Consider the following 20,137-nt stretch of genomic DNA (forward strand, 5'->3'; position numbering starts at 1 on the left):
CGATGTCAGCCAAAACCTTTGTTGCACTTCGCGTTGAATGTGACGCCGCCACGGCCTTTGAACAGTTCACAGCTGAGATTGATCACTGGTGGAAGCAGGGGCCGCGCAACCGCCTGATTGGCAATCGTCCGGGCATCATGGAATTTGGCGAAAGTGATGGCGTGCGCTATTTGCAGGAAGTCGATAAACGCCGCCCCGATTTCATCGTCCGTGCCGGCAAGGTCACCAAATGGGAACCGGGCAAGCGCCTTGCGTTTGAATGGCAATGGCCGATGGCCGACGCAAAAGAACCGGCAACACTGGTTGATATCCGCTTTAGCGCTCAGGGCGACTACACCCGCATCACGCTTGAACATCTGGGCCTTGAAAAGCTTTCCATGGCCCATCCCGGCCGCAATGGCCTGAATAACAACCGCTTCAAGCCGATGATGACCCATTACTGGCAGGCGCATCTGGTTTCATTGCGAAACCGGATCAAACTGCTTGCCAACCAGTCAAACCCGGACTGACTCAGCGAAATCGATCTTCGCGAAAAGTGCGCTCAGCCAGTCGACAAACACCCGCACCCGCACCGAAAGTTGGCGGTTTTGCGGATAAAGGATCGAAACCGGCATGGGATCCGGCGGGCAATCCGGCAGGATTTCAATCAGTTTGCCCGATCTGAGGTCCTCGGCCACGCGATAGCGCGGCACCTGTACGATCCCCAATCCGGCGGCGGCACAGGCGGCATAGCTATCCGCCCCGGTGACCGAAATGCTCGCCGGCAGCATGACCTCGCACACCTTGCCATCCACCATGAAATCAAGCGGGATCGGCTGATCATCCGCACCCGACAGAAAACAGACCATCTGATGGCCCTGCGTTTTAAGGTCATCAATTGTTTCGGGCATGCCAACACGCGCAAAGTAGTCCGGGCTTGCCACAGTCGCCTCATGCAAAAGTGCCAAGCGCCGCCCGATCATGGATGAACTCGCCAGATCACCACTGCGCAGCACGCAATCAAAGCCCTCATGCACCAAATCGACAAACCGGTCGCCATCGGCCAGCACCAGCTCGATCCCCGGATAGCGACCCCGAAAATCCGACAGGGCCGGAATGATAAAGGTCCGCGCCAGCGTGCCCTGCAGGTTCACGCGCAACAATCCCTTGGGATCAGCATTGGTAAAGCTGCCATCGGCTTCTTCAAGATCGGCGAGAATCCTGATACAGCGCTGATAATAGGCTTCCCCGTCATGGGTCGGATTGACGGTGCGTGTTGTACGTTCCAGCAACCGCGTGCCCAGCCGCTCTTCAAGACGCTGGATGGAGTTGGTCATGGTCGCACGCGGGACCAAAAGATCACTGGCGGCCTTGGTAAAGCTTTTGCGCTCCACCACGCGCACGAAATTGCGCATTTCCTCAAACCGGTCCATCCACACGCCTATTGTTATCTGATTTCGAATAATCAATTCCAATATAGGCTAATTATCCGAAAAGTCATCTTGGGCATAGTCGGGCCATGCCCTTGAGGCCCCCTTAGCCACCCAGGAGACTTTCTATGTCTGCCAATGAAAACAGAACGGCCATCATCACCGGCGCCTCGCGCGGTATTGGCGTAGCCCTCGCCAAGCGTCTGGCAGCCGATGGCTTTGCCGTTGTCATCAACTATGCCAATTCTGCAAAGGCCGCAGAGGAACTGGCCGAAAGCCTGAAATCCCAGGGCCACAAGGCGCTTGCGGTCAAGGCCGATATCGCCCGCCCGGATGCGGTCACAGCCCTTTTTGACAAGACAATCGCCGAATTTGGCGGGGTGGATGTCATTGTCAATAATGCCGGCGTCATGATGACCACGCCGATTGCCGACATGGATGACGCCACCTATGACGCGATGATGGATATCAATGTGCGTGGCACCTTCAACATGCTGCGCGAAGGGGCCAAGCATCTGCGTGATCATGGCCGGGTGATCAATTTCTCGACCACAGCCCTTCACCTCAAACTGCCGGGCTATGCCGTCTATAACGCCACCAAGGCCGCGGTCGAAGCCATGACAGCCGTCTATGCCAAGGAACTGCGCGGTCGCCAGATCACGGTCAATGCCGTCGCCCCCGGGCCGGTAGCAACCGAACTGTTCCTGAGTGGCAAGACCGATGAGCAGATCGCCCAGTTCTCCAAAATGCCGCCGCTTGAACGGCTTGGGGAACCGGGTGACATCGCCGGTGTGGTGTCCTTCCTGGCCGGAACGGATTCCGGTTGGGTCGACGGTCAGACCATCCGCGCCAATGGCGGTTTGGCTTAAACCGTAAGCTGCGTTGGTCCATATGATTGCGGGAATCCTTGGCGTGGAATCGGCATCATCCCCCCATCCCCGTGCCGGTTTCTTCTGACGGTTCCTGCAGTACACGCAATGATGTCGCCTGACACACCAGCAGGCGGCATCATTGCCATTTGGCGGCCACCCCATACACCAAAAGTGAACAATCCCAGACCTTTGGCGACTTGTGCAATCACCGAGCTTTGCCCATGATGTCCCGCCATCAGGAAAGGGATTTTAATGTCAAACACCACCGCAGCTGCCGACATCACGTTTCGCTATGCCACCCGCGATGACCTGCCCGCCATCGTCGCCCTTCTGGCCGATGACGAAAAAGGCAAAACCCGCGAGGAATTTACCGATCCGCTGCCCGATGCCTATTACGCCGCGTTTGATGGCATGGAATCCCAATCGACCGATGCGCTGCCCAACAAATACCTGCTCGCCGTTCAAGGCACCGATATTGTCGGCTGTTTGCAACTGACCCTGATTGCCGGACTGTCGCGTCGCGGACAGCTGCGCGCCCAGATCGAAGGGGTCCGGGTGGCGAGTTCTGCGCGCGGTCAGAAAATTGGCGAAAAGCTGATCATTGAATCCGTTTCGATTTCGAAATCACTAGGTGCGGCGCTTTTGCAGTTCACCACCGATAAAACCCGCAAGGATGCCCATCGCTTCTATGAACGGCTCGGTTTTGTCGCCAGCCACGAAGGCATGAAAATGCAGATTTCGTAAGGTTTTAGGTGGTTTTCGCCCGCCCATTTGGACTGTTTTGCGCTTGCGCAATACCATTGGCCCCGATCTTTGCTAGGATGGTTATCCTACCCCAACGCACAAGATCGGAGGCCCCCATGAATTTGATCGAACTGCAGGATCTCGCCCGCGAACGCGGCTTTTCCCATGTTTTCAGCGCATCGGACAATCACGTCACCTGTGATGGCCGTGAAACCCGCTATCACGCCGATGACCTGACCATCATTGATTGCCGGTCGGTTGATGCCGGCACCGATCCGGGCGACGATGCCACGCTTTACATGATCGAGGCCAAGGATGGCACGCGCGGCATGCTGATCGTGCCCGACAGCTTCCACACCGATCCGGACAAGGCCGAACTGGTCGATCATTTGCGCCGCAAGCAAGGATAGCGCGACTACCTCCGGAACAAGCAGCCGGTCATTGCGTTCCTTAGATATCAGGAATTTTGATCAAGGAGGCCCGCAATGACCTTGGCTGATCTTCAGGCAAACGCAAAAGACCACGGCTTTGAACATCATTTCATGGCCGAGGAAGACGGTGTGCGCAGTGACGGCACCGGCAAGCTCTATACCCCCGACGAGCTACGCCTTGTCCATTCCAACAGCACCGACCACGGCACCGATCCCGGTGACGAGGCAACCCTGTTCATGATCGAGGCCAATGACGGCACCAAGGGTGTCATGATCATGGCCGATGCCTTTCATGCCGACCCGCACAAGGCCGAAATCATCGACATCCTGCGCCGCAATCGCGCTGCCTGATCACGTGTTTAAAAATGCCACCTCGCAACCGGCGGGGTGGCATTTCGCAAAATGAACACAAACATGCACCTGTAGCGACATAAAGGGCGCGCTCACTAATGCCGCCTTCTTCGCAACCAAAACAGGCCAGTCGATGTCGGATTTGTTGCCGTTTATTCGTGCCTGGGTCACCGATCCCAGAAAAGTGTCAGCCATTTCGCCCTCAAGCCCGGCGTTGGCAAGGCTGATCACGTCCGAAGTCACCGCGCACAACACCCCGGTTCTGGAACTTGGACCGGGGACGGGTGTGTTTACGCGTGCTTTACTTGATCGCGGTGTGCCGCAGGATGATCTGACATTGATCGAAGCCGGACCGGATTTCTCCCGCTTGCTGGCAGAACGGTATCCCAAGGCCCGCGTTTTGCAGATGGATGCCTGCCGGCTGGGCCGCCAGGGCCTGTTTGGTCCGGGCGAACTGGCAAGTGCGATTAGCGGCCTGCCGCTTTTGTCGATGAAGCCGCGTCAGATCATGGGGATTTTATCGGGCAGTTTTGAATATCTGCGCGAAGACGGCGCGTTTTACCAGTTCACCTATGGCCCGCGCTGTCCGGTGCCATCTGCCATTCTGGCCCGCCTTGATCTGCAGGCGACGCGCATCGGCACCACGGTCCGCAATGTCCCGCCCTCGTCGGTCTACAAGATCGAACGTAAAAGCCGCCCGGACATCCTCCAGACCGCCTGAGTCCCTACAAAAACAGTTTTTCCTACTCTGCCGCCTGCATCAGCGATTTGATATCGCGCGACGGGGGCAGGCCGAAATGGCGGCTATATTCGCGGCTGAACTGCGACGGGCTTTCATAGCCGACCTCAAAGGCCGCTGTGGAGGCATCCATACGTTCCAGCAACATCAAACGCCGTGCTTCATTAAGCCGCATGCGTTTCTGGAACTGAAGCGGACTCATCGCGGTGATATTGCGAAAATGGTTGTGAAAGGCCGAGCTGCTCAGCCCCGCCAGATCTGCCAGATTCTCGACCTTGCAGGGCTGATCATAGTTTTTCTTAAGCCAGTCAATCGCGCGCGCAATCTGATAGCTGTGGCTTTCCGATGATGTGATCTGACGCAACCTTGCACCCTGTTCGCCCATCAAAAGCCGGTAATAGATTTCCTGTTTGATCAGCGGCGCCAGAACCGGGATATCGCGCGGCGTATTGATCAGATCAAGCAGGCGGTTAAACGCATCAAGCAACGGATCGGACACCGCACTTGTCGCAATCCCGCGACGGTCGACCTGCGGGCGTGCCAAGGGCATTTCCGAATTGGTGATCAGTTGCGCCATCATCCGGATATCAAGGTCAAGCGTCAGGCCGAGATAGGGTTTTTCAACACTCGCCTCCAACACATTTGACACCACCGGCAGATCGACCGAGGTGATCAGGAACTGGTTGGCGTCATAGTCAAAAACATCCTCGCCCAGCATCACGCGTTTACGACCCTGTCCGATCAGGCAAATGCTTGGTGCCAGCATATAGCTGGTCTGGGCCGTCGGCATTTCCCAGCGATGCAGGGTCAATCCGGGCAGCAAGCCCTCGACGGCATTTTCACCCGCCGCCCATTTGGCTATGCGCCCTGCCAGCCCCGGAAACTCACGGTTTTCTTGTGACTTTCCACTGGTCTCTGGCTGCTTGCTGGATGTCTGTTTTGCGATATCGACCATCGCCGGAACTCTCTTGGTTTCGGGCAGGACCGCAAGTCTCACCCTTTGGAATTTGTCATCATTCTTTAGCACAGCGGCAAACAGAACGGCAACACGATGCTCTTTATATAAGGAGGAATAGGCAAGAATTCCGCAGGATCATTTTAACGCCCGCACGCGAAGTTGCGTACAATCGGCAACATCAAAAACGGGATCGGCCATTTGTGGCGGGTCCGATGAAATTCTGGTGCAGGGTCCGGGCGCGGACATTTCGATCCACGCCATTGCGGATCCCGCCAAAACCAAGGAGCAGGAAAATGACCGAGAACATCTCAGGTAAAGTGCTTGTCATCACCGGCGCATCGAGCGGCATGGGCGAAGCCACTGCACGCGATCTTGCAGCCCAAGGTGCGAAAGTCGTGCTGGGTGCGCGCCGTGCCGACCGTCTGGAAAAGCTGGTCAAGGAAATAAAGGATGCCGGCGGCGAAGCGATTGCCGTTGCAACCGATGTCACCAAACGCGAAGACGTTCAGAAACTGGTCGATACCGCCAAGGAAACCTTTGGCAAGGTCGATGTCCTGTTTAACAATGCCGGCCTGATGCCGCTTTCCCCGCTGGAAAGCCTGCGCGTTGATGAATGGGACCAGATGATTGATGTCAACATGAAGGGCACGCTTTATGGCATCGCCGCCGCCCTGCCTTACATGAAGGAGCAGAAATCCGGCCAGATCATCAACGTTTCGTCGGTTTATGGTCACATCACCGTTGCTACGGGTGCCGTTTACTGCGCAACCAAACATGCGGTGCGCGCCATTTCCGAAGGCCTGCGTCAGGAAGTCAAAGACTACAACATCCGTGTCACCACCATTTCGCCGGGTGCGGTTTCGACCGAACTGACCAGCCACATTACTGAGCCGGGTCTGGCCGAAGCCGTGACCGACATCGTCAATGATATCGGTGTTCCGCCCAGCACCATGTCACGCATGGTCGCCTTTGCGATTTCCCAGCCCGAAGATGTCGATGTGAACGAAATCCTGTTCCGCCCGACGGTTCAGACCCAGTAAGCATCGCCGTTCGACAATTCGCATCCCGGTCTGATCGCCGGGATGCGCTTGCCACTTCCCCACACAAAACGTCCGTGCTCTGACCGGAAAAGACAGGAGACACCATGAGACATCTACGCTCATTCTGTACTGCCACGGCTTCGCTGTTGGCAGTTTTGCTCTGTCTTGTCGTGCCGGCCAACGCGACGGAGGATAAACCCATGCAAATCACCGTAAGCACCAATGGCGTTTCGATTGCCTATGAACTCAATGACAGCACGGCCTCCAAGGAGCTTTATGCCCAGCTGCCGATGACGATTGAGGTCGAGGATTATGGCGGACTTGAAAAGATCTTCTATCCGCCAAACAAACTCGCAACCAGCGACACCCCGCTTGTGAAAAAGGCCAATGTCGGCACACTTGCCTATTACGCGCCCTGGGGCGATGTCGTGATGTTCTATAAGGGCTTTGGCTCTGCTTCGGGCCTGTATGAGCTGGGCCACGCCGTTTCTGGCGCGGATCAGATCACGTCCCTTTCCGGCACGATCCAGATCGAAAAGTCCGGCGACTGATCCTTTCAATTCCCCTGACAAAGAGCGATACGGGACCGACACATGACGAAAATGATCTTCTTTGTGGCAATACTCGCAATCGTTCTTGCCGGGGGTGGCTGCGCCTTTTTGCAGCATCCGAAATTCGGCCCGTCGACCGAGGATATGCACAGTGCAAAGGTCGCGGCCTCGCCCAACTATGTTGACGGCGAATTTCGCAATCAGCTGGACACCCCGCTTTTTACCGAGGATGTCAGTTTCCTTGGCATGGTGTGGCGTAACCTGACGGAAGCCAAGCCTGACGATCTGCGCCCGGCCAACCCGTTGCCGAGCAAAAAGATCGACCTCAAGGCGCTTGATATCAACCGCGACATCGTCATCTGGCTGGGGCATTCGTCATTTTATGTCCAGCTTGGCGGGCGATCGATCCTGATTGATCCTGTCTTTGCGACCTACGCCGCCCCTGTGCCCTTTACCAACGAGGCCTTTGACGGGGCAACGCCCTACATGGCCGATGACATGCCCGACATCGACTATCTTCTGATCACCCACGAACACTGGGATCATCTTGATTACGATGCGGTTGTCGCACTCCGCCCCAAAACCCGCCATGCGGTCGTCGCACTGGGCATTGCCGCCTATTTCAAGATGTGGGGCTATGACGAAGGCCAGATCCATGAGCTGGACTGGAATGAAAGCCTGACGCTTGATCCGGGCCTGACCCTGCATGCCCTGCCAGCCCGTCACTATACCCGCCGTCTGTTTGCCTCCAATCAGGCGCTTTGGGTGGCGTTCGCGCTGATCTCGGATGACAAGCGCCTGTTCTTTAGCGGCGATAGCGGCTATGGCCCGCACTTTGCCGAAATCGGCGAAAATTTCGGCGGCTTTGACCTCGTCGCCCTTGATGGCGGCCAATATAATCCAAGCTGGGCCTATATCCACATGACCCCGGAAGAAGCCGCCATTGCGGCCGAGGAACTCGGTACCAAGGCCCTTATGCCGGCCCATGTTGGCAAATTCGCCATTTCCAACCATTCCTGGAAAGAACCGTTTGATCGCTTTGCTGCGGCCAGCGAAGGCAAATCCTATCACCTCGTCACGCCACTCATCGGCGCGCCGGTTGATCTGGATGCAGAATTGCCGGAATTCCCGCGCTGGTGGGAAGATCAGTAAGACTTCGGTTTGCTGTCAATGCAGGCAGGAGCTTAGCGGCGATAGACCATCTGGCGGTAATTCAGCGCCTCGGCGATGTGGCCACGCTTGACAGCACCACTGCCTGACAGGTCGGCAATCGTGCGGGCAACCCGCAGAATCCGGTGATATCCGCGGGCTGACAGCTTCATCTGACGTGCGGCATCCTGCAGCAATCCGCGGCTATCCGCATCAAGCCCGGCGGCATTTTGCAGGGTTTCACCATCGGCCTCGGCATTGGTTGAGATGTTTTCGTTTTTATATCGTAACATTTGCAGTTCGCGTGCCAGAAACACCCGTTCGCGCACCGTCTGGCTGGTTTCGCCTTTGCCCGGTAAATCAAGGTCTTCGGGCTTGACCGCCGGGACTTCGATCTGGATATCAAACCGATCCAGAAGGGGTCCTGAAAGCCTTGCCTGATATTCCTCGCCACAACGTGGCGCCCGGGTACAAGCCAGTTCGTTATCGCCCAGATAACCACAGCGACACGGGTTCATTGCCGCCACCAGCTGCACGCGTGCGGGATAGGTCACATGTGCATTGGCGCGCGCGACCGACACCTGCCCGGTTTCAAGCGGCTGGCGCAGGGCATCAAGCACATTGCGCTGAAATTCCGGTAATTCATCAAGAAACAGCACACCATTATGCGCCAATGAGATCTCGCCCGGCCGCACCCGATGGCCCCCGCCAACGAGGGCTGGCATCGAGGCTGAATGATGTGGTTGCCGGAACGGGCGGGTTCGGATCAGGCCGCCTTCTGGCAACATGCCCGACACCGAATGAATGACCGTGGTTTCAAGCGCCTGTCTGGCATCAAGATCGGGCAGAATACCCGGCAAGCGCGCGGCAAGCATCGATTTCCCCGATCCCGGCGGGCCCGACATCAAAAGGTTATGGCCACCGGCTGCCGCGATCTCAAGCGCGCGTTTGGCACTTTCCTGCCCCTTGATATCGCGCAGATCGCCATGGAAATCATTGATCTCATCCGCATCGCGGCGGATCGGCCGCGGCAGAATTTGCGTGCCCTTGAAATGATTGATCAGCCGGACAAGGCTTGGGGCCGCCAGGATTTCCAGATCACCGGCCCAAAGTGCTTCCGCCCCGTTGGCTTCTGGGCAAATTACCCCGCATTCCTGCATTCCGGCTTCCATGGCGGCGGGCAAAACCCCGCCCACCTTGGTGATACTGCCATCAAGCCCCAATTCGCCCAGCACCAGGAACCGCTCGATATCGTCATGGCCGATGACATCCATCTCGGCGAGGATACCCAGCGCAATCGGCAGATCAAAATGCGATCCTTCCTTCAAAAGGTCGGCCGGGGCGAGATTGATGGTAATCCGCTTGGGCGGCAGGGCCAGACCCATGGCCGAAAGCGCAGATCGCACCCGTTCGCGCGCCTCGGACACCGCCTTGTCGGGCAGGCCAACCACGGTAAAGGCCGGCAAACCACTTGCCATCTGCACCTGAACGTCGACCGGTATGGTTTCAATCCCGGCAAAGGCAACTGTCGTAACCCGCGCTGTCAATTGGCCGCCCCCGTAACCCAAAGTTGCATTACTTTGACGGGAAATAGGTATCAAGGCAACATATCGTTCAGCGACAGTGGCTTGGCAGTCAGTGACTGCCTATGCCGGGCCCATATCGGTATTGATCATCCAGGGCGTGCCGAACTTGTCATTCACCAGACCAAACCCCTTCGACCAGAAGGTTTCTTCAAACGGCATAATCACAGTGCCACCAACGGCAAGACCATCGAAATACTCGCGGGCCTTGGCAGCGGTCGGCGCATGAATCGAGATGTTCATGCCCTTCATCGCCTCAAAGTTACCCGGTGGGCAGTCTGAGGCCATGATGTTCCAGCCATCACCGACCAAGCAGGCATGCGCCATCTTGTCGGCCATATCGGGCATGTCACCGGCCATCGGGGTATCGCCATAGGGAACGACGATCAGTTCACCCCCCAGAACAGATTGATAAAACTCCATTGCCGGGCAGCAATTGCCGTCAAAATTCAAATAGCTGATCACTTTCATCGGGGCTTCCTTCGCAAGAGAGGATCGGTGGGGCGACTTATGGTTCAAGCCCGAACTGGGCCTGACAATTTTCTAAGTCAAACGGCACGGAAAAATGTTCATGCACGATGCGCCATTGGCCGTCGCGCTTTTCAAGATGAGTGCTTGAACGCATCCAGCTTGCCTGTTCGCTGCCATCCTGTGCGCGCATGCCACAACGGATCAGGAAGTGCGCAACACCAAGATGACCAGAGACGCGAATGTTTGGTGTTTGAATCTCGATAACCATCTCAGAATCTTGGGACAGACATTTTTCCCAATGGGCGCGGTAATCGGTGGCACCGGTAAATTGCAGCGGTCCAGCCGCGTCATAGGAACAGATATCTGGGTGATAAAGCTCCATGATCGCATCGATATCCTTGTCGCGATTGGCCGTCGCCCAACGATCAAAAAGATTAGCAATCGCCTGACGGTCCTTGGCTTGTTTTTCTGACATCAGAATTATCCTGGCTGTGGTGGTGCAAGGGGGATTTGGTCGTTGCAGCGAAACGGAGCCAGATCGGTCAGCCGTTCGCGACCGCATGTTCAAGCGCGGCAATATCAATTTTCTGCATGGTCATCATGGCACTCGCCGCACGTGCTGCGATGACCGGGTCCGCGTCCGTCATCAGCTCAATCAGGCGGGTCGGGGTGATTTGCCAAAACACACCAAACCGATCCCTGACCCAGCCACAATCGCGCGGTTCTCCGCCCTCAGACAGGCAATCCCAGTAGTAATCGACCTCTGCCTGGTCCTTGCAATCGACCACAAAGGAAACAGCTTCGGTAAACTCGAAATCTGAGGGAAAGTTAAAGGCGGTAAATTGCCGACCAAAAAGTTCAAAACGAATGGTAAGAACGCTGCCCTCCGGGCCGGGACCAGCGGAACTTGCACGCATGATTTCGCCGATTTTGGCATCGGCGAAAACCGAAACATAAAAATTCACGGCTTCTTCTGCAGTCTGGTTAAACCACAAAAAGGGGCTGATCTTCTGCATGGGGCATCCTCCTTGCCTGGCAGAATGTGTCTGTTCGGCGGCGACGATCAAACGGCGCATTTATCAGTAAATTATGATTTTCCCGTTTGACAAATACGTTGATATCAACATAATTTATCCATGTCAAAAGAAGATTTCAACCATAACGATCAGACGGTCCCGTTTGCCGACACCATAATGGTTCGGGACTCCTGCCTTTGCCTGCATGTCCGGCGCGCAGCGCGCACCATTGCCAGGCGGTTCGACGATGCCTTTCGGCCGCTTGATCTGACCAGTGGGCAATATTCGCTTTTGATGTCGCTAAACCGGCCGCACCCACCGCATATGAAAGATGTTGCTGATCTTCTGGCGATGGATCGCACCACATTGACCGCCAACCTCAAACCGCTTGAACGGCGAGGTTTGGTAACAATCGCCCCCGATCCCAATGACAGACGCAGTCGTCTTCTTGCATTGACCTCGGATGGTATGGCGCTTTTGGCGCGCGCCTTTCCGATCTGGCAGGAAACGCAGCATCAGTTGGAAAACCAGGTCGCTGAGTCCGACCCGAAACAGCTTCTCGCGGCATTAACCAACCTGTCTCGGGATCCGGGTGATTAACTCCGACTTCTGTTTCACGCGATCATGTTATCTGGTTTTTAGCCTGAATTTGCGAAAGCACGCCCCGTGCAGAAAAGTCGTTCCTTCATCAACAGCACCAATGCGCCTTAGGACCCCAAGCTTGGTGCGGGTCGGCGGCAAAAGGAAGGTGACCGACGGAATGCGGGGATCAGATCGGGCGAAATCAAGCGCCTTTTTGGTGATCGCCATGCCAAGCCCGAACCATTCGGGGCGCAGCACCAAACCATAATCCCAATCATCACCTTCTTTCTGAAAACCGCCCCAACCGACATACTCGAGGCCGAGAAAGATCGCCCAGTGCCCCAGACCATCCCGCTTCCAGCAGGCCTGCTTGGCGGTTAGAAACTTCGCAACGTCATCCTGATCCCATGGACCGTCAAGCAACGGCATATGGTCGGCCATTCGCGGATCGGACATATGGGCAATCAGGGTCACGGGCGCGACATCGTCAAGTTGTCCAAACGAAATCGAGTCAGTTCGGGGTGTCATCGGGGCAAAACCAGTTGAGGCATTAAAAAAGGCGCAAGAACCATCGGTTCATAGCGCCCTTCATCACCGGCCGTGTCAATTCACCACGACGGCATCGCCCATCACATTTGCGATAGGCAGTTATTTCGATGCGTCGGTATCCGTTTCACGCGGCGGCAGGAATTCCTTGCGGCAGGGCACGGCTTCTTCATTCACCACGGTCCAGCCGAAATTGCGAAACTTGCCGAAGCTGGCCTTTTTCATGGTGATGCCACTGGCCGCGTGCTTGCGGACTTCCTTGGGGTCTTCGCCCTCAATCCGTTCGGCGCGGACCCAGGCGCGTTCGCGCATGGCTTTGGTAATGGTCGGTTCGGTCATTTGTTTTGCAGTTCCGTTCGCGGTTCTGGCGTTAGGATGGGGCGTTAAGGTGGGGCGATAGCACGTCTGATGGCGTTTGTCGCACCCAATCAATGCAGATGGGGACTCAATGCGCCACCCGCAAACGTTCCATGTCCGCAATGATATCGTCGATCAGGTTTTGTACGTCATCCGCCGGGAGGCCGCTTTCGATCATGCCGCGCAGGCCGGTAATGCTGGTTTGCAACTTGAGCGCGGCCCGATGCGGATCGACATCCGGGGCGATTTCGCCTTTTGCACGGGCTTGTTCAAAGGCCCCGGCAAACAGTTTGGCCATGCCAGCCAGTTTCTGTGCGGCCAGGTCTTTCAGATCGGAGTCGTCATTGGCCAGCTCAAGGGCTGTCTTGAATACCATGCAGGCATTTGACGGCATCTTGTTCATGCCGCCCTGCGTAATGCTGCGCACATAGCCGATCAGTCCCGAAAGCGGGGAGTCGGATTGCGCCAGAAAGGCCTGAAATTCGTCTTCGACACCGCGCGAATAATAGTTCAGCGCCTCGGAAAACAGCTCCTTCTTGCTGCCAAAGGCGGCATAGATGCTGCCGGGCTTAAGCGACAGGGCCGCTTCGATATCCTTGAGCGAGGTCGCATGAAACCCCTTGCGCCAGAACAGGTTNCGCGCATTNGCCAGNGCATCTTCNCGATCAAATGAGCTTGGTCTCGCCACNATATTTCCTTGTTTATTGAGCAGTCACTCAAAAATAACTTGCCAATGTCAAATCGTCAAGGTAGCGTCGGCCNATCGTTATTGAGCAATCACTCAACAATTCTGGAGATTACGCCATGTCCGACTTCAAAATTCACGACAAAGAGTCCGCCCCGGCCGATTCCAAGCCGCTTCTGCAAAACTCCCTTGATGCCTTTGGCATGATCCCGGGCCTGCACGGTGTCATGGCCGAAGCCCCGGCTGTGCTTGAAGGCTATCAGGTCCTGCACGGCCTGTTTCAGAAGACAAGCTTCGATGCCGATGAACTGACCGTTGTCTGGATGACGATTAATGTCGAGCATGGCTGCCACTATTGCGTTCCGGCCCATACCGCGATTGCGCATATGATGAAAATCGATGCTGACACCATCAATGCGCTGCGCGATGAAACCCCGTTGGCCTCCGAAAAGCTTGAAGCACTGCGTACCTTCACCCTTGCCATAACCCGCGGGCGCGGCAATGTCACGGCCGATCAGCTCGATGCCTTCTATGCAGCGGGTTACGCCCAGCAGCAGGTGCTTGAGATCATCTTGGGTCTGGCCCAGAAAGTGATGTCAAATTACATCAACCACGTTGCCGAAACCCCGGTTGATGAACCGTTCCAGCGTTTTGCATGGGAAAAATCCGGCGCAAAGGCCGCCTGATTGCGTCTGCCTCAACCTGTTATCAACGCACATGATCGGCGTGGACAGTTTCCCCCATCCCCCTGCGCCATATCCTTGCGTTGTCCTGCACCGCCCGCCTTGTCCACGGGCGGTGCTTTTTTTCTGATCTCAAACCTGACCGTTATCCCAACCGTTGGTAGGCCAGTCAGTCATCATCATGTGGCAGGTGAAAAGTCGTCTCGGTAAAGCATTCGCGTTCGGACATGATCGCCATCCAGTCGCGTACCCGCACCGGAATCTCAAACCGGCGATCCGGCCAGCGGAAATCAATGTAATAAAGCGCCACCAGCACCGACCAGGTGCCAAGATGGGGCGCCTCGGTGCGCAGGCTTGCCAGACCGTCAAGGATCGCCGCAATGCCAGAGGTGATGGCTTGTGCCTGTCGTTCCATTACGACTTCGGAACGATCACTGTCTTCGCGGTTTGAGTCGGCATAAAGCCGCCCTGTTGCCGCCATCATGCCATCGGCCAGTCCCTGCCATTTAAGGGCACTCAGGCGGCCCGGGCCGCTTTCGGGGATGACGCCCTCTGAAATGCCCTGGGATTTGGCAAGCTGATCCAGATAATCACAGATCACGGCGGATTCAAAAACCGCCATGCCGTCTTCAAGGATCAGGGTCGGGACCTTTGACAGCGGGTTATGGGCGCGCAGCGCTTCATCCGTCCACGGATCAATCAGGATTTCGCTGATCTGTTTTTCCAGACCAAGTTCACGCAGGATAACACGCACCTTGCGCGAAAAGGGTGAAGTCGGCGCGTAATAAAGCTGCATCATGATCCAAAGCCCCTTGCCATCAGCTGATATCCCTTGGGTCCATGAACACCGTCAAATGCGTAAATCCGGCGTCCAGCCGATCCCTTCAAGATGCCAGTTCGCATGCCAGTTGGTATCGTCACGTGACAGTGTAAGGTAATTTCGCGCCGCACAATAGGTACCTTTGCGTTCAGGCAGCGGTTTTAACTTTGTCGGCCGGTCCGGAAGCGGGTTGTCCCCGATCCACGCCAAAAGCCCCAGGGCCCGCGCAAAGGTCACCGGTGGTGCAGTGTGCGAGATACCCGATGCCACCAGCTGATGGATGGTTTTGCCCCGTGTTTCAAAGGTGCCGCGCGTTGCCACATGAATTTCGCCCGAAAGCAGCGTGATTTCGTGATCATGGTCATTGGCGACCTGTTCGATCAGCTCAAGAAACCGGCACCACTCGCGGCGGTGCCAGCGGCTTTGCCACTGATCACGCAGGTCATCCTCGTATTTCTGGGCCTTGGGCAAAAGATGCAGCATCATCTCGACCAGTGACAATCGCGGCCCGATCACCGGCACACTCGACATCAGCAAAATCCGATTGCCATCCGGCACCGTTTCAAGCGCCTTGGGCACATCGCGCCAGCCATGTTCGCCCATGATGGCATCGGGTGTGCGCTCCGAGCGCAAATCCGGCGCGATGATCGTCACACCGGGGAAATCAACCCGCCAGGCAAGGCTTTTTCCATCGCGGTCCATTACCATGTTGGGCAGCTCATCCGGCGCACAGCCAAGCTGCATCAGGCAAAAGGCCTCCCGTGCGCAGGCAAACATGCCCCTGGCGACTGCAGTGCCCTGAAACCATTTCTTGTGACTGCCCCAGCCATCAAAAATGTCATGGTCATCCCACATCATCAGCGACGGTACCCGTGCAAGCATGTGGCTGATCTGGGGTTGACCATAAATCGCCAGATAATGATCCAGATAGAATTTCAGAACCGCATCGCGCATGACATCGGAAAAGCCGGTCGCCATCCGTTCGCGCCGCTTGGCCTTGTCCCAGGCAATGATGTCGGGATGACAGTGCCAGACGCCATCGGCATAAATCTGATCACCGCCATGCAGCAACAGGGAAAAGGGTTGCTTGGCGTGTTCGTGCCCAAGATCCGCCCAAAGTGCGTTTCGATCTTCAAGCGGCCGGTCCAGATCACCGTCTTCCTGACCATTGCACGATACAAACCCGATGCGAAGATCATCCCCAAGATCCGTGCAAACCTCGTATGTTTCGTTTCCGAAACTATATCCCGCAGTGCGGCTTTTCGGCAGTTCAAAGTCAAACCGCCAATAGCTTCGGCCAAACAGGGTTGCCAGCTTGGTCGGGGCAATAACATCACGGCCATTTGCGCGCAGTTCGGGGATTTCAGCACCTTCGTGCGCCACCACAAGTGCGGCCAGTTTCACCGTCCTGGTGTCAGCGCCCCGGGCGAACAGAAACGGTCCGAAAAGATTCTGATCGCTGAGTGTTTTCGCCTCGGTACTCGTCATGCGCTTTCTAACCTGCCAAAATTGCCCTTAAATCATACGTTTGATCGCGGTTTTGGTTCCCTTTGGATCAGGACCTGATCATCCGGGTGCGATCCGTGCCAACGATTAAAATCAATTGGGCCGGGAATTTCGAACAAAAAAGCATCATGGACAAAAGGCTTCCAAAGACCGGCAATTGATTAAATGCCCGAATACGTTAGTCTTTTTTGGTCTTGCAGTAATAACGCCACACACAGGAAAAGCCCCATGACAACACAGCGCCCCAAAGCCATTCCCACCGTTCAGGTCGATGATGACACCTTCCGGGTGACCGAATGGCATTTCCCCCCGGGATCGGAAACCGGCGACCACGTCCATGGCATGGATTATGTCGTGGTCCCGATGACCACGGGAACCCTGACCATTGTGAACGACGATGGCACAACGTTTCCGTCGGAAATGAAAGCCGGGCAGTCCTATTCCCGCAAGACCGGGGTTGCGCACAACGTGATTAACGAAAATGATTTCCCGATCACCTTTGTCGAGATCGAAGCCAAATAACAAGCCTTACCGGCTTGCAAACAAAACGGGCAGGTGATCAACACCTGCCCGTTTTCGTCTCAAAGCACTTTTAAAAGCCTGACTTGGCGCAGACTTAGCCCAGACGCTTGTCGATCGCATCCCAGATCAGGCCTTCAAGCTTGGAGCCGTCAAACCGGTTGATTTCCTGCAAGCCTGTCGGAGAGGTGACGTTGATTTCGGTCATGTAATCGCCAATCACGTCGATCCCGACAAAGATCAGATCACGTTTCTTGAGCTCCGGGCCGATGCGATCACAAATCTCGCGTTCACGCGGGGTCAGCATCGATTTTTCGGCCACACCGCCAACATGCATGTTTGACCGTGCTTCTCCCTCGGCCGGGACACGGTTGATCGCCCCCACCGGTTCGCCATCGACCAGAATGATGCGTTTGTCGCCCTTGCGCACATCGGGCAAATAGGCCTGCACCATCAACGGTTCGCGCGACTGGGCGGCAAACAGTTCCAGCAGCGAGTTCAGGTTCTCGTCGCCGGGTTTCAGGTGGAACACACCCGCCCCGCCATTGCCAAACAGCGGCTTGACGATGATGTCCTTGTATTCTTCGCGGAAATCCTTGATCCGCGCGCCGGACCGCGTGATCAGGGTCGGCGGCATCAGATCGGGAAATTCGGTGACAAAGATCTTTTCCGGCGCATTGCGGACATGGCCCGGATGGTTGACCACGAAGGTTTCCGGGTGGATCGCCTCAAGCAGATGGGTCGCCGTGATATAGTTCATGTCAAAGGGCGGGTCCTGACGCATCAGGATAACGTCAGTTTCGCGCGCCAGATCAATCACGCGCGGTGCCCCCAGATCATGATGGTTGCCATGCTCGTACCGCAGCGTCATCGGGCGGACTTCCGCCTTGATCCGGCCCCGGTCATAGAACATGTCATCGGGATGATAATGCAAAAGTTCATATCCGCGCGCCTGGGCTTCAAGGCCCATGACAAAGGTGGAATCCCCCTTGATGTCGATGCTTTCAATCGGGTCCATCTGGATGGCGACGATACGGCTCATTATAAAGCGTTCTCCTTTAGACCGTTGATCAAGCCGGTCTTTACTCCGCAAATATGGCCCAAACCGGCCAAATAAGGTCATTTGCGGGCATGGCTTGACCCGGCTGGCCTTCCCGGCCAAATGATGCGATATGTATTTCGCGTAATAGATGGCTCGATTTTTATCATTCGCCATTCACCTTCTGCAATCGCCATGATTGCAATCAACAAATTGTTACGGCAACAAGGCATATGACCCGTTTGACCCAAGAACCCAAGACGCTTCGGAAATCCACCCTCTGGAAATCCTTTGGCAAGAAAAGCCGCGCCATTTTGGCCGCTGGCGCGCTTGCCACCGCCGTCGGTCTTGGTGCCCTGACCAGTCTGACCCTGTTGCCAAGCCCGGCAACCGCCCAGTCAAACGACCAGATTAGCCCCGAGATTGTCAAAAAGATCGAAGACTATCTCGCCGGGATCACCACGCTGACAGCCGATTTCGTGCAGATTTCATCGGATGGCGGTGCGGCCGAAGGCAAACTGTTCATGGAACGCCCCGGCAAGATGCGGTTTGAATATAACCCGCCCGCACAGATCCTGCTGGTCGCGACCGGTCATGATTTCATCTATTATGACAAGGAAATCAACGCGCCGACCTATATCGACATTGATGAAACCCCGGCGGGCATCATTCTGGCTGAAAACATCTCGCTGACCGACAAGGTCCGGATTGTCGATTATCGCCGCACGGCCGAAACCATCCGCGTCACGCTGGTGCGCAAATCCGATCCGGGGGCGGGCAGCGTAACTCTGGTCTTTTCCGAAAAGCCGATGCAGCTGCGTCAATGGATCGTCACCGACCCGACCGGGATTGAAACCACGGTGACGCTGTTTAATACCAAAGAAGGCATGCAGCTTGACCCGGAACTGTTCAAATTTGAACGCGTCTGGCCACAGCGCGGCAGTTGAGCACAGAAATTTTTCCCGTCACTTCTTAACCGATGTTTCCCGGCCGTAAACGGCTGCCGGATCAAGAATATTTTCTGATTCAACTGCTTGGCATATGCGTGGAAATTATTGTGAACTCGTAATGAAATGACCAACGGTTTGGAATCATTTTAAACGATAAAAATTTGTGCCTGTTTCGGGCTCAACCCCATGGCAGCAGGCCGGATCGCTTCCTATATATGAGTCTGTCACAAGGTTCCCCTAAACGACGGGAACCCCGTGTGAGGAAAAGGTCTCCCCTACCTTTCCTCACGCTCCAGATCATCGGAGCGCTGGCGTCCGGTTCTCCCCCCTGGCCGGACGCCTTTTTTTTGCCTAACCTGCACGCTATGACAAAAATCATTCAGGATCGATTGGTGAAAATTCCCGTCTTCTGATAAGGATTTCACGGGCTGTTAATTTTAATTGCCTAGGGTTTTACCCTTAGAATAGCAGGCATGCTTCCCGATACGGGAATGATCGACACAAGACTGAACAGGACCGACACGTTCGATGATCAACGACTTTCTGAAATCCATCGCACAATTTTCCGACCCGCGTTTTCGCAAAGTTGTTCTGATCGGTGTTGCCGGTGCGCTTGCGACCATTATTGGTCTTTGGTTCCTGATCTGGTTTGGCCTGAGTTCGGTAACCTTTTTCACCGATGGTGGCTGGCTTGAAAAGGCCGTCGACTGGTTGCTGGGCATCGGCCTGACCCTGTTGGTGATTTTGCTGTTCCCTGCGGCCACAGTTCTGATTTCAAGTCTGCTGCTTGATCAGATTGCCGACGCGGTCGAAGACAAGCATTACCCGACCCTGCCCGAAACCCGCCCGCAGCCCATTTCCGAAGCCCTGATCAGCGGTCTTAAATTCGCACTGACCGCCCTTGCACTTAACATTCTGATTTTGCCGCTTCTTCTGGCAGGGCCGCTTTATATTATCGCCTTCTACACCATGAACGGCTATCTTCTGTCGCGCGAATATTTTGAACTGGTTGCCGCGCGCCGATATGATGCGCGCACCGTCGAAACCATTCGCAAAAGCCGCCAGAAAAAACTTTGGGTTGCCGGTATCGCGCTAACTTTCCTGATGACCATTCCGGTGGTCAATCTGGTCGCGCC

General features: G+C 55.8%; 26 protein-coding genes. 14 read left to right on the plus strand and 12 right to left on the minus strand.

Annotated elements, in window-relative coordinates:
* Positions 1-2: 2 nt before the first annotated feature.
* Entirely contained in the window at positions 3-509 is a 507-nt protein-coding gene (locus tag CMO10_RS00995) for an SRPBCC domain-containing protein (protein WP_297018469.1), read from the plus strand.
* On the opposite strand, the gene CMO10_RS01000 is transcribed toward CMO10_RS00995, so the two are convergent.
* Positions 495-1,412, minus strand: coding sequence for a LysR family transcriptional regulator (locus CMO10_RS01000; RefSeq protein WP_297018470.1), 918 nt, complete (start codon positions 1,410-1,412; stop codon positions 495-497). The two genes, CMO10_RS00995 and CMO10_RS01000, sit on opposite strands and share 15 nt — an antisense overlap.
* 125 nt (positions 1,413-1,537) lie before the next feature.
* Between CMO10_RS01000 and CMO10_RS01005 the strand changes: the two genes are divergently transcribed.
* The 5 genes from CMO10_RS01005 (at position 1,538) to CMO10_RS01025 (ending at position 4,528) form a co-directional block, all read left to right on the plus strand.
* Entirely contained in the window at positions 1,538-2,278 is a 741-nt protein-coding gene (locus CMO10_RS01005) for an SDR family oxidoreductase (RefSeq protein WP_297018471.1), read from the plus strand.
* Between the two features lie 255 nt (positions 2,279-2,533).
* Entirely contained in the window at positions 2,534-3,025 is a 492-nt protein-coding gene (locus CMO10_RS01010) for a GNAT family N-acetyltransferase (RefSeq protein WP_297018472.1), read from the plus strand.
* A gap of 116 nt (positions 3,026-3,141) precedes the next feature.
* Positions 3,142-3,435 (plus strand): hypothetical protein, encoded by a 294-nt coding sequence (locus CMO10_RS01015; protein WP_044829995.1) that lies wholly within the window; start codon positions 3,142-3,144, stop codon positions 3,433-3,435.
* 75 nt (positions 3,436-3,510) lie between these two features.
* Positions 3,511-3,807 (plus strand): hypothetical protein, encoded by a 297-nt coding sequence (locus CMO10_RS01020; RefSeq protein ID WP_044829994.1) that lies wholly within the window; start codon positions 3,511-3,513, stop codon positions 3,805-3,807.
* Positions 3,808-3,940: 133 nt separating this feature from the next.
* Entirely contained in the window at positions 3,941-4,528 is a 588-nt protein-coding gene (locus tag CMO10_RS01025; protein WP_297018476.1) for a class I SAM-dependent methyltransferase, read from the plus strand.
* Positions 4,529-4,550: 22 nt separating this feature from the next.
* Here CMO10_RS01025 and CMO10_RS01030 read toward each other — a convergent pair whose 3' ends face one another.
* Entirely contained in the window at positions 4,551-5,501 is a 951-nt protein-coding gene (locus CMO10_RS01030) for an AraC family transcriptional regulator (RefSeq protein WP_297018478.1), read from the minus strand.
* 296 nt (positions 5,502-5,797) lie between these two features.
* Here CMO10_RS01030 and CMO10_RS01035 point away from each other — a divergent pair, with 296 nt between their 5' ends.
* The 3 genes from CMO10_RS01035 to CMO10_RS01045 all read left to right on the plus strand — a co-directional run bounded on the left by CMO10_RS01035 (position 5,798) and on the right by CMO10_RS01045 (position 8,247).
* The gene (locus CMO10_RS01035) at positions 5,798-6,544 is read left to right on the plus strand and encodes an SDR family oxidoreductase (RefSeq protein ID WP_297018479.1); all 747 of its coding nucleotides are present in this window, start codon (positions 5,798-5,800) and stop codon (positions 6,542-6,544) included.
* 200 nt (positions 6,545-6,744) lie between these two features.
* On the plus strand, positions 6,745-7,095 hold the full coding sequence (locus CMO10_RS01040) for a cyclophilin-like fold protein (protein ID WP_297018480.1): 351 nt from the start codon (positions 6,745-6,747) through the stop codon (positions 7,093-7,095).
* A 42-nt stretch (positions 7,096-7,137) separates the two neighbouring features.
* Positions 7,138-8,247, plus strand: a complete 1,110-nt coding sequence (locus CMO10_RS01045) for an MBL fold metallo-hydrolase (RefSeq protein ID WP_297018481.1) — start codon at positions 7,138-7,140, stop codon at positions 8,245-8,247.
* A 32-nt stretch (positions 8,248-8,279) separates the two neighbouring features.
* Here CMO10_RS01045 and CMO10_RS01050 read toward each other — a convergent pair whose 3' ends face one another.
* From CMO10_RS01050 to CMO10_RS01065, 4 genes are all read right to left on the minus strand, one after another.
* Complete coding sequence (locus CMO10_RS01050) at positions 8,280-9,791, minus strand: YifB family Mg chelatase-like AAA ATPase (RefSeq protein WP_044830247.1); 1,512 nt, start codon at positions 9,789-9,791, stop codon at positions 8,280-8,282.
* Positions 9,792-9,890: 99 nt separating this feature from the next.
* Positions 9,891-10,298, minus strand: coding sequence for a VOC family protein (locus CMO10_RS01055; RefSeq protein WP_297018484.1), 408 nt, complete (start codon positions 10,296-10,298; stop codon positions 9,891-9,893).
* Positions 10,299-10,335: 37 nt separating this feature from the next.
* Positions 10,336-10,773: a YybH family protein gene (locus tag CMO10_RS01060; protein WP_297018486.1), complete on the minus strand. Its 438-nt coding sequence runs from the start codon at positions 10,771-10,773 to the stop codon at positions 10,336-10,338.
* A gap of 67 nt (positions 10,774-10,840) precedes the next feature.
* The gene (locus CMO10_RS01065) at positions 10,841-11,314 is read right to left on the minus strand and encodes a VOC family protein (RefSeq protein WP_297018488.1); all 474 of its coding nucleotides are present in this window, start codon (positions 11,312-11,314) and stop codon (positions 10,841-10,843) included.
* A 120-nt stretch (positions 11,315-11,434) separates the two neighbouring features.
* On the opposite strand from CMO10_RS01065, the gene CMO10_RS01070 reads away from it, so the two are divergent.
* On the plus strand, positions 11,435-11,914 hold the full coding sequence (locus CMO10_RS01070; RefSeq protein ID WP_297018490.1) for a MarR family winged helix-turn-helix transcriptional regulator: 480 nt from the start codon (positions 11,435-11,437) through the stop codon (positions 11,912-11,914).
* Between the two features lie 27 nt (positions 11,915-11,941).
* Here CMO10_RS01070 and CMO10_RS01075 read toward each other — a convergent pair whose 3' ends face one another.
* The 3 genes from CMO10_RS01075 to CMO10_RS01085 all read right to left on the minus strand — a co-directional run bounded on the left by CMO10_RS01075 (position 11,942) and on the right by CMO10_RS01085 (position 13,487).
* Positions 11,942-12,424 carry a GNAT family N-acetyltransferase gene (locus CMO10_RS01075; RefSeq protein ID WP_297018491.1) on the minus strand — a complete coding sequence of 161 codons (483 nt, stop codon included), beginning with the start codon at positions 12,422-12,424 and terminating at the stop codon, positions 11,942-11,944.
* Between the two features lie 120 nt (positions 12,425-12,544).
* Positions 12,545-12,781 (minus strand): hypothetical protein, encoded by a 237-nt coding sequence (locus CMO10_RS01080; protein WP_297018493.1) that lies wholly within the window; start codon positions 12,779-12,781, stop codon positions 12,545-12,547.
* 106 nt (positions 12,782-12,887) lie between these two features.
* The gene (locus tag CMO10_RS01085; protein WP_297018494.1) at positions 12,888-13,487 is read right to left on the minus strand and encodes a TetR/AcrR family transcriptional regulator; all 600 of its coding nucleotides are present in this window, start codon (positions 13,485-13,487) and stop codon (positions 12,888-12,890) included.
* Between the two features lie 116 nt (positions 13,488-13,603).
* On the opposite strand from CMO10_RS01085, the gene CMO10_RS01090 reads away from it, so the two are divergent.
* Positions 13,604-14,170, plus strand: coding sequence for a carboxymuconolactone decarboxylase family protein (locus tag CMO10_RS01090; protein WP_297018496.1), 567 nt, complete (start codon positions 13,604-13,606; stop codon positions 14,168-14,170).
* Positions 14,171-14,336: 166 nt separating this feature from the next.
* Here the strand turns inward: CMO10_RS01090 and CMO10_RS01095 are convergent, their stop codons facing one another.
* Positions 14,337-14,966: a glutathione S-transferase N-terminal domain-containing protein gene (locus CMO10_RS01095; protein ID WP_297018498.1), complete on the minus strand. Its 630-nt coding sequence runs from the start codon at positions 14,964-14,966 to the stop codon at positions 14,337-14,339.
* 51 nt (positions 14,967-15,017) lie between these two features.
* Complete coding sequence (locus CMO10_RS01100; RefSeq protein WP_296996906.1) at positions 15,018-16,475, minus strand: alkaline phosphatase D family protein; 1,458 nt, start codon at positions 16,473-16,475, stop codon at positions 15,018-15,020.
* Positions 16,476-16,721: 246 nt separating this feature from the next.
* On the opposite strand from CMO10_RS01100, the gene CMO10_RS01105 reads away from it, so the two are divergent.
* Positions 16,722-17,015: a cupin domain-containing protein gene (locus tag CMO10_RS01105; RefSeq protein WP_297018500.1), complete on the plus strand. Its 294-nt coding sequence runs from the start codon at positions 16,722-16,724 to the stop codon at positions 17,013-17,015.
* A 94-nt stretch (positions 17,016-17,109) separates the two neighbouring features.
* On the opposite strand, the gene gshB is transcribed toward CMO10_RS01105, so the two are convergent.
* Complete coding sequence (gshB, locus tag CMO10_RS01110) at positions 17,110-18,054, minus strand: glutathione synthase (RefSeq protein WP_062957088.1); 945 nt, start codon at positions 18,052-18,054, stop codon at positions 17,110-17,112.
* Positions 18,055-18,284: 230 nt separating this feature from the next.
* Here gshB and CMO10_RS01115 point away from each other — a divergent pair, with 230 nt between their 5' ends.
* Together CMO10_RS01115 and CMO10_RS01120 are read left to right on the plus strand one after the other, a co-directional pair.
* The gene (locus tag CMO10_RS01115; RefSeq protein WP_297018502.1) at positions 18,285-18,998 is read left to right on the plus strand and encodes a LolA family protein; all 714 of its coding nucleotides are present in this window, start codon (positions 18,285-18,287) and stop codon (positions 18,996-18,998) included.
* Positions 18,999-19,529: 531 nt separating this feature from the next.
* A partial coding sequence (locus CMO10_RS01120) for an EI24 domain-containing protein (protein ID WP_297018503.1) occupies positions 19,530-20,137 on the plus strand: 608 nt, incomplete at its 3' end.

Source organism: Thalassospira sp. (genome assembly GCF_002709775.1).
GTDB lineage: Bacteria > Pseudomonadota > Alphaproteobacteria > Rhodospirillales > Thalassospiraceae > Thalassospira.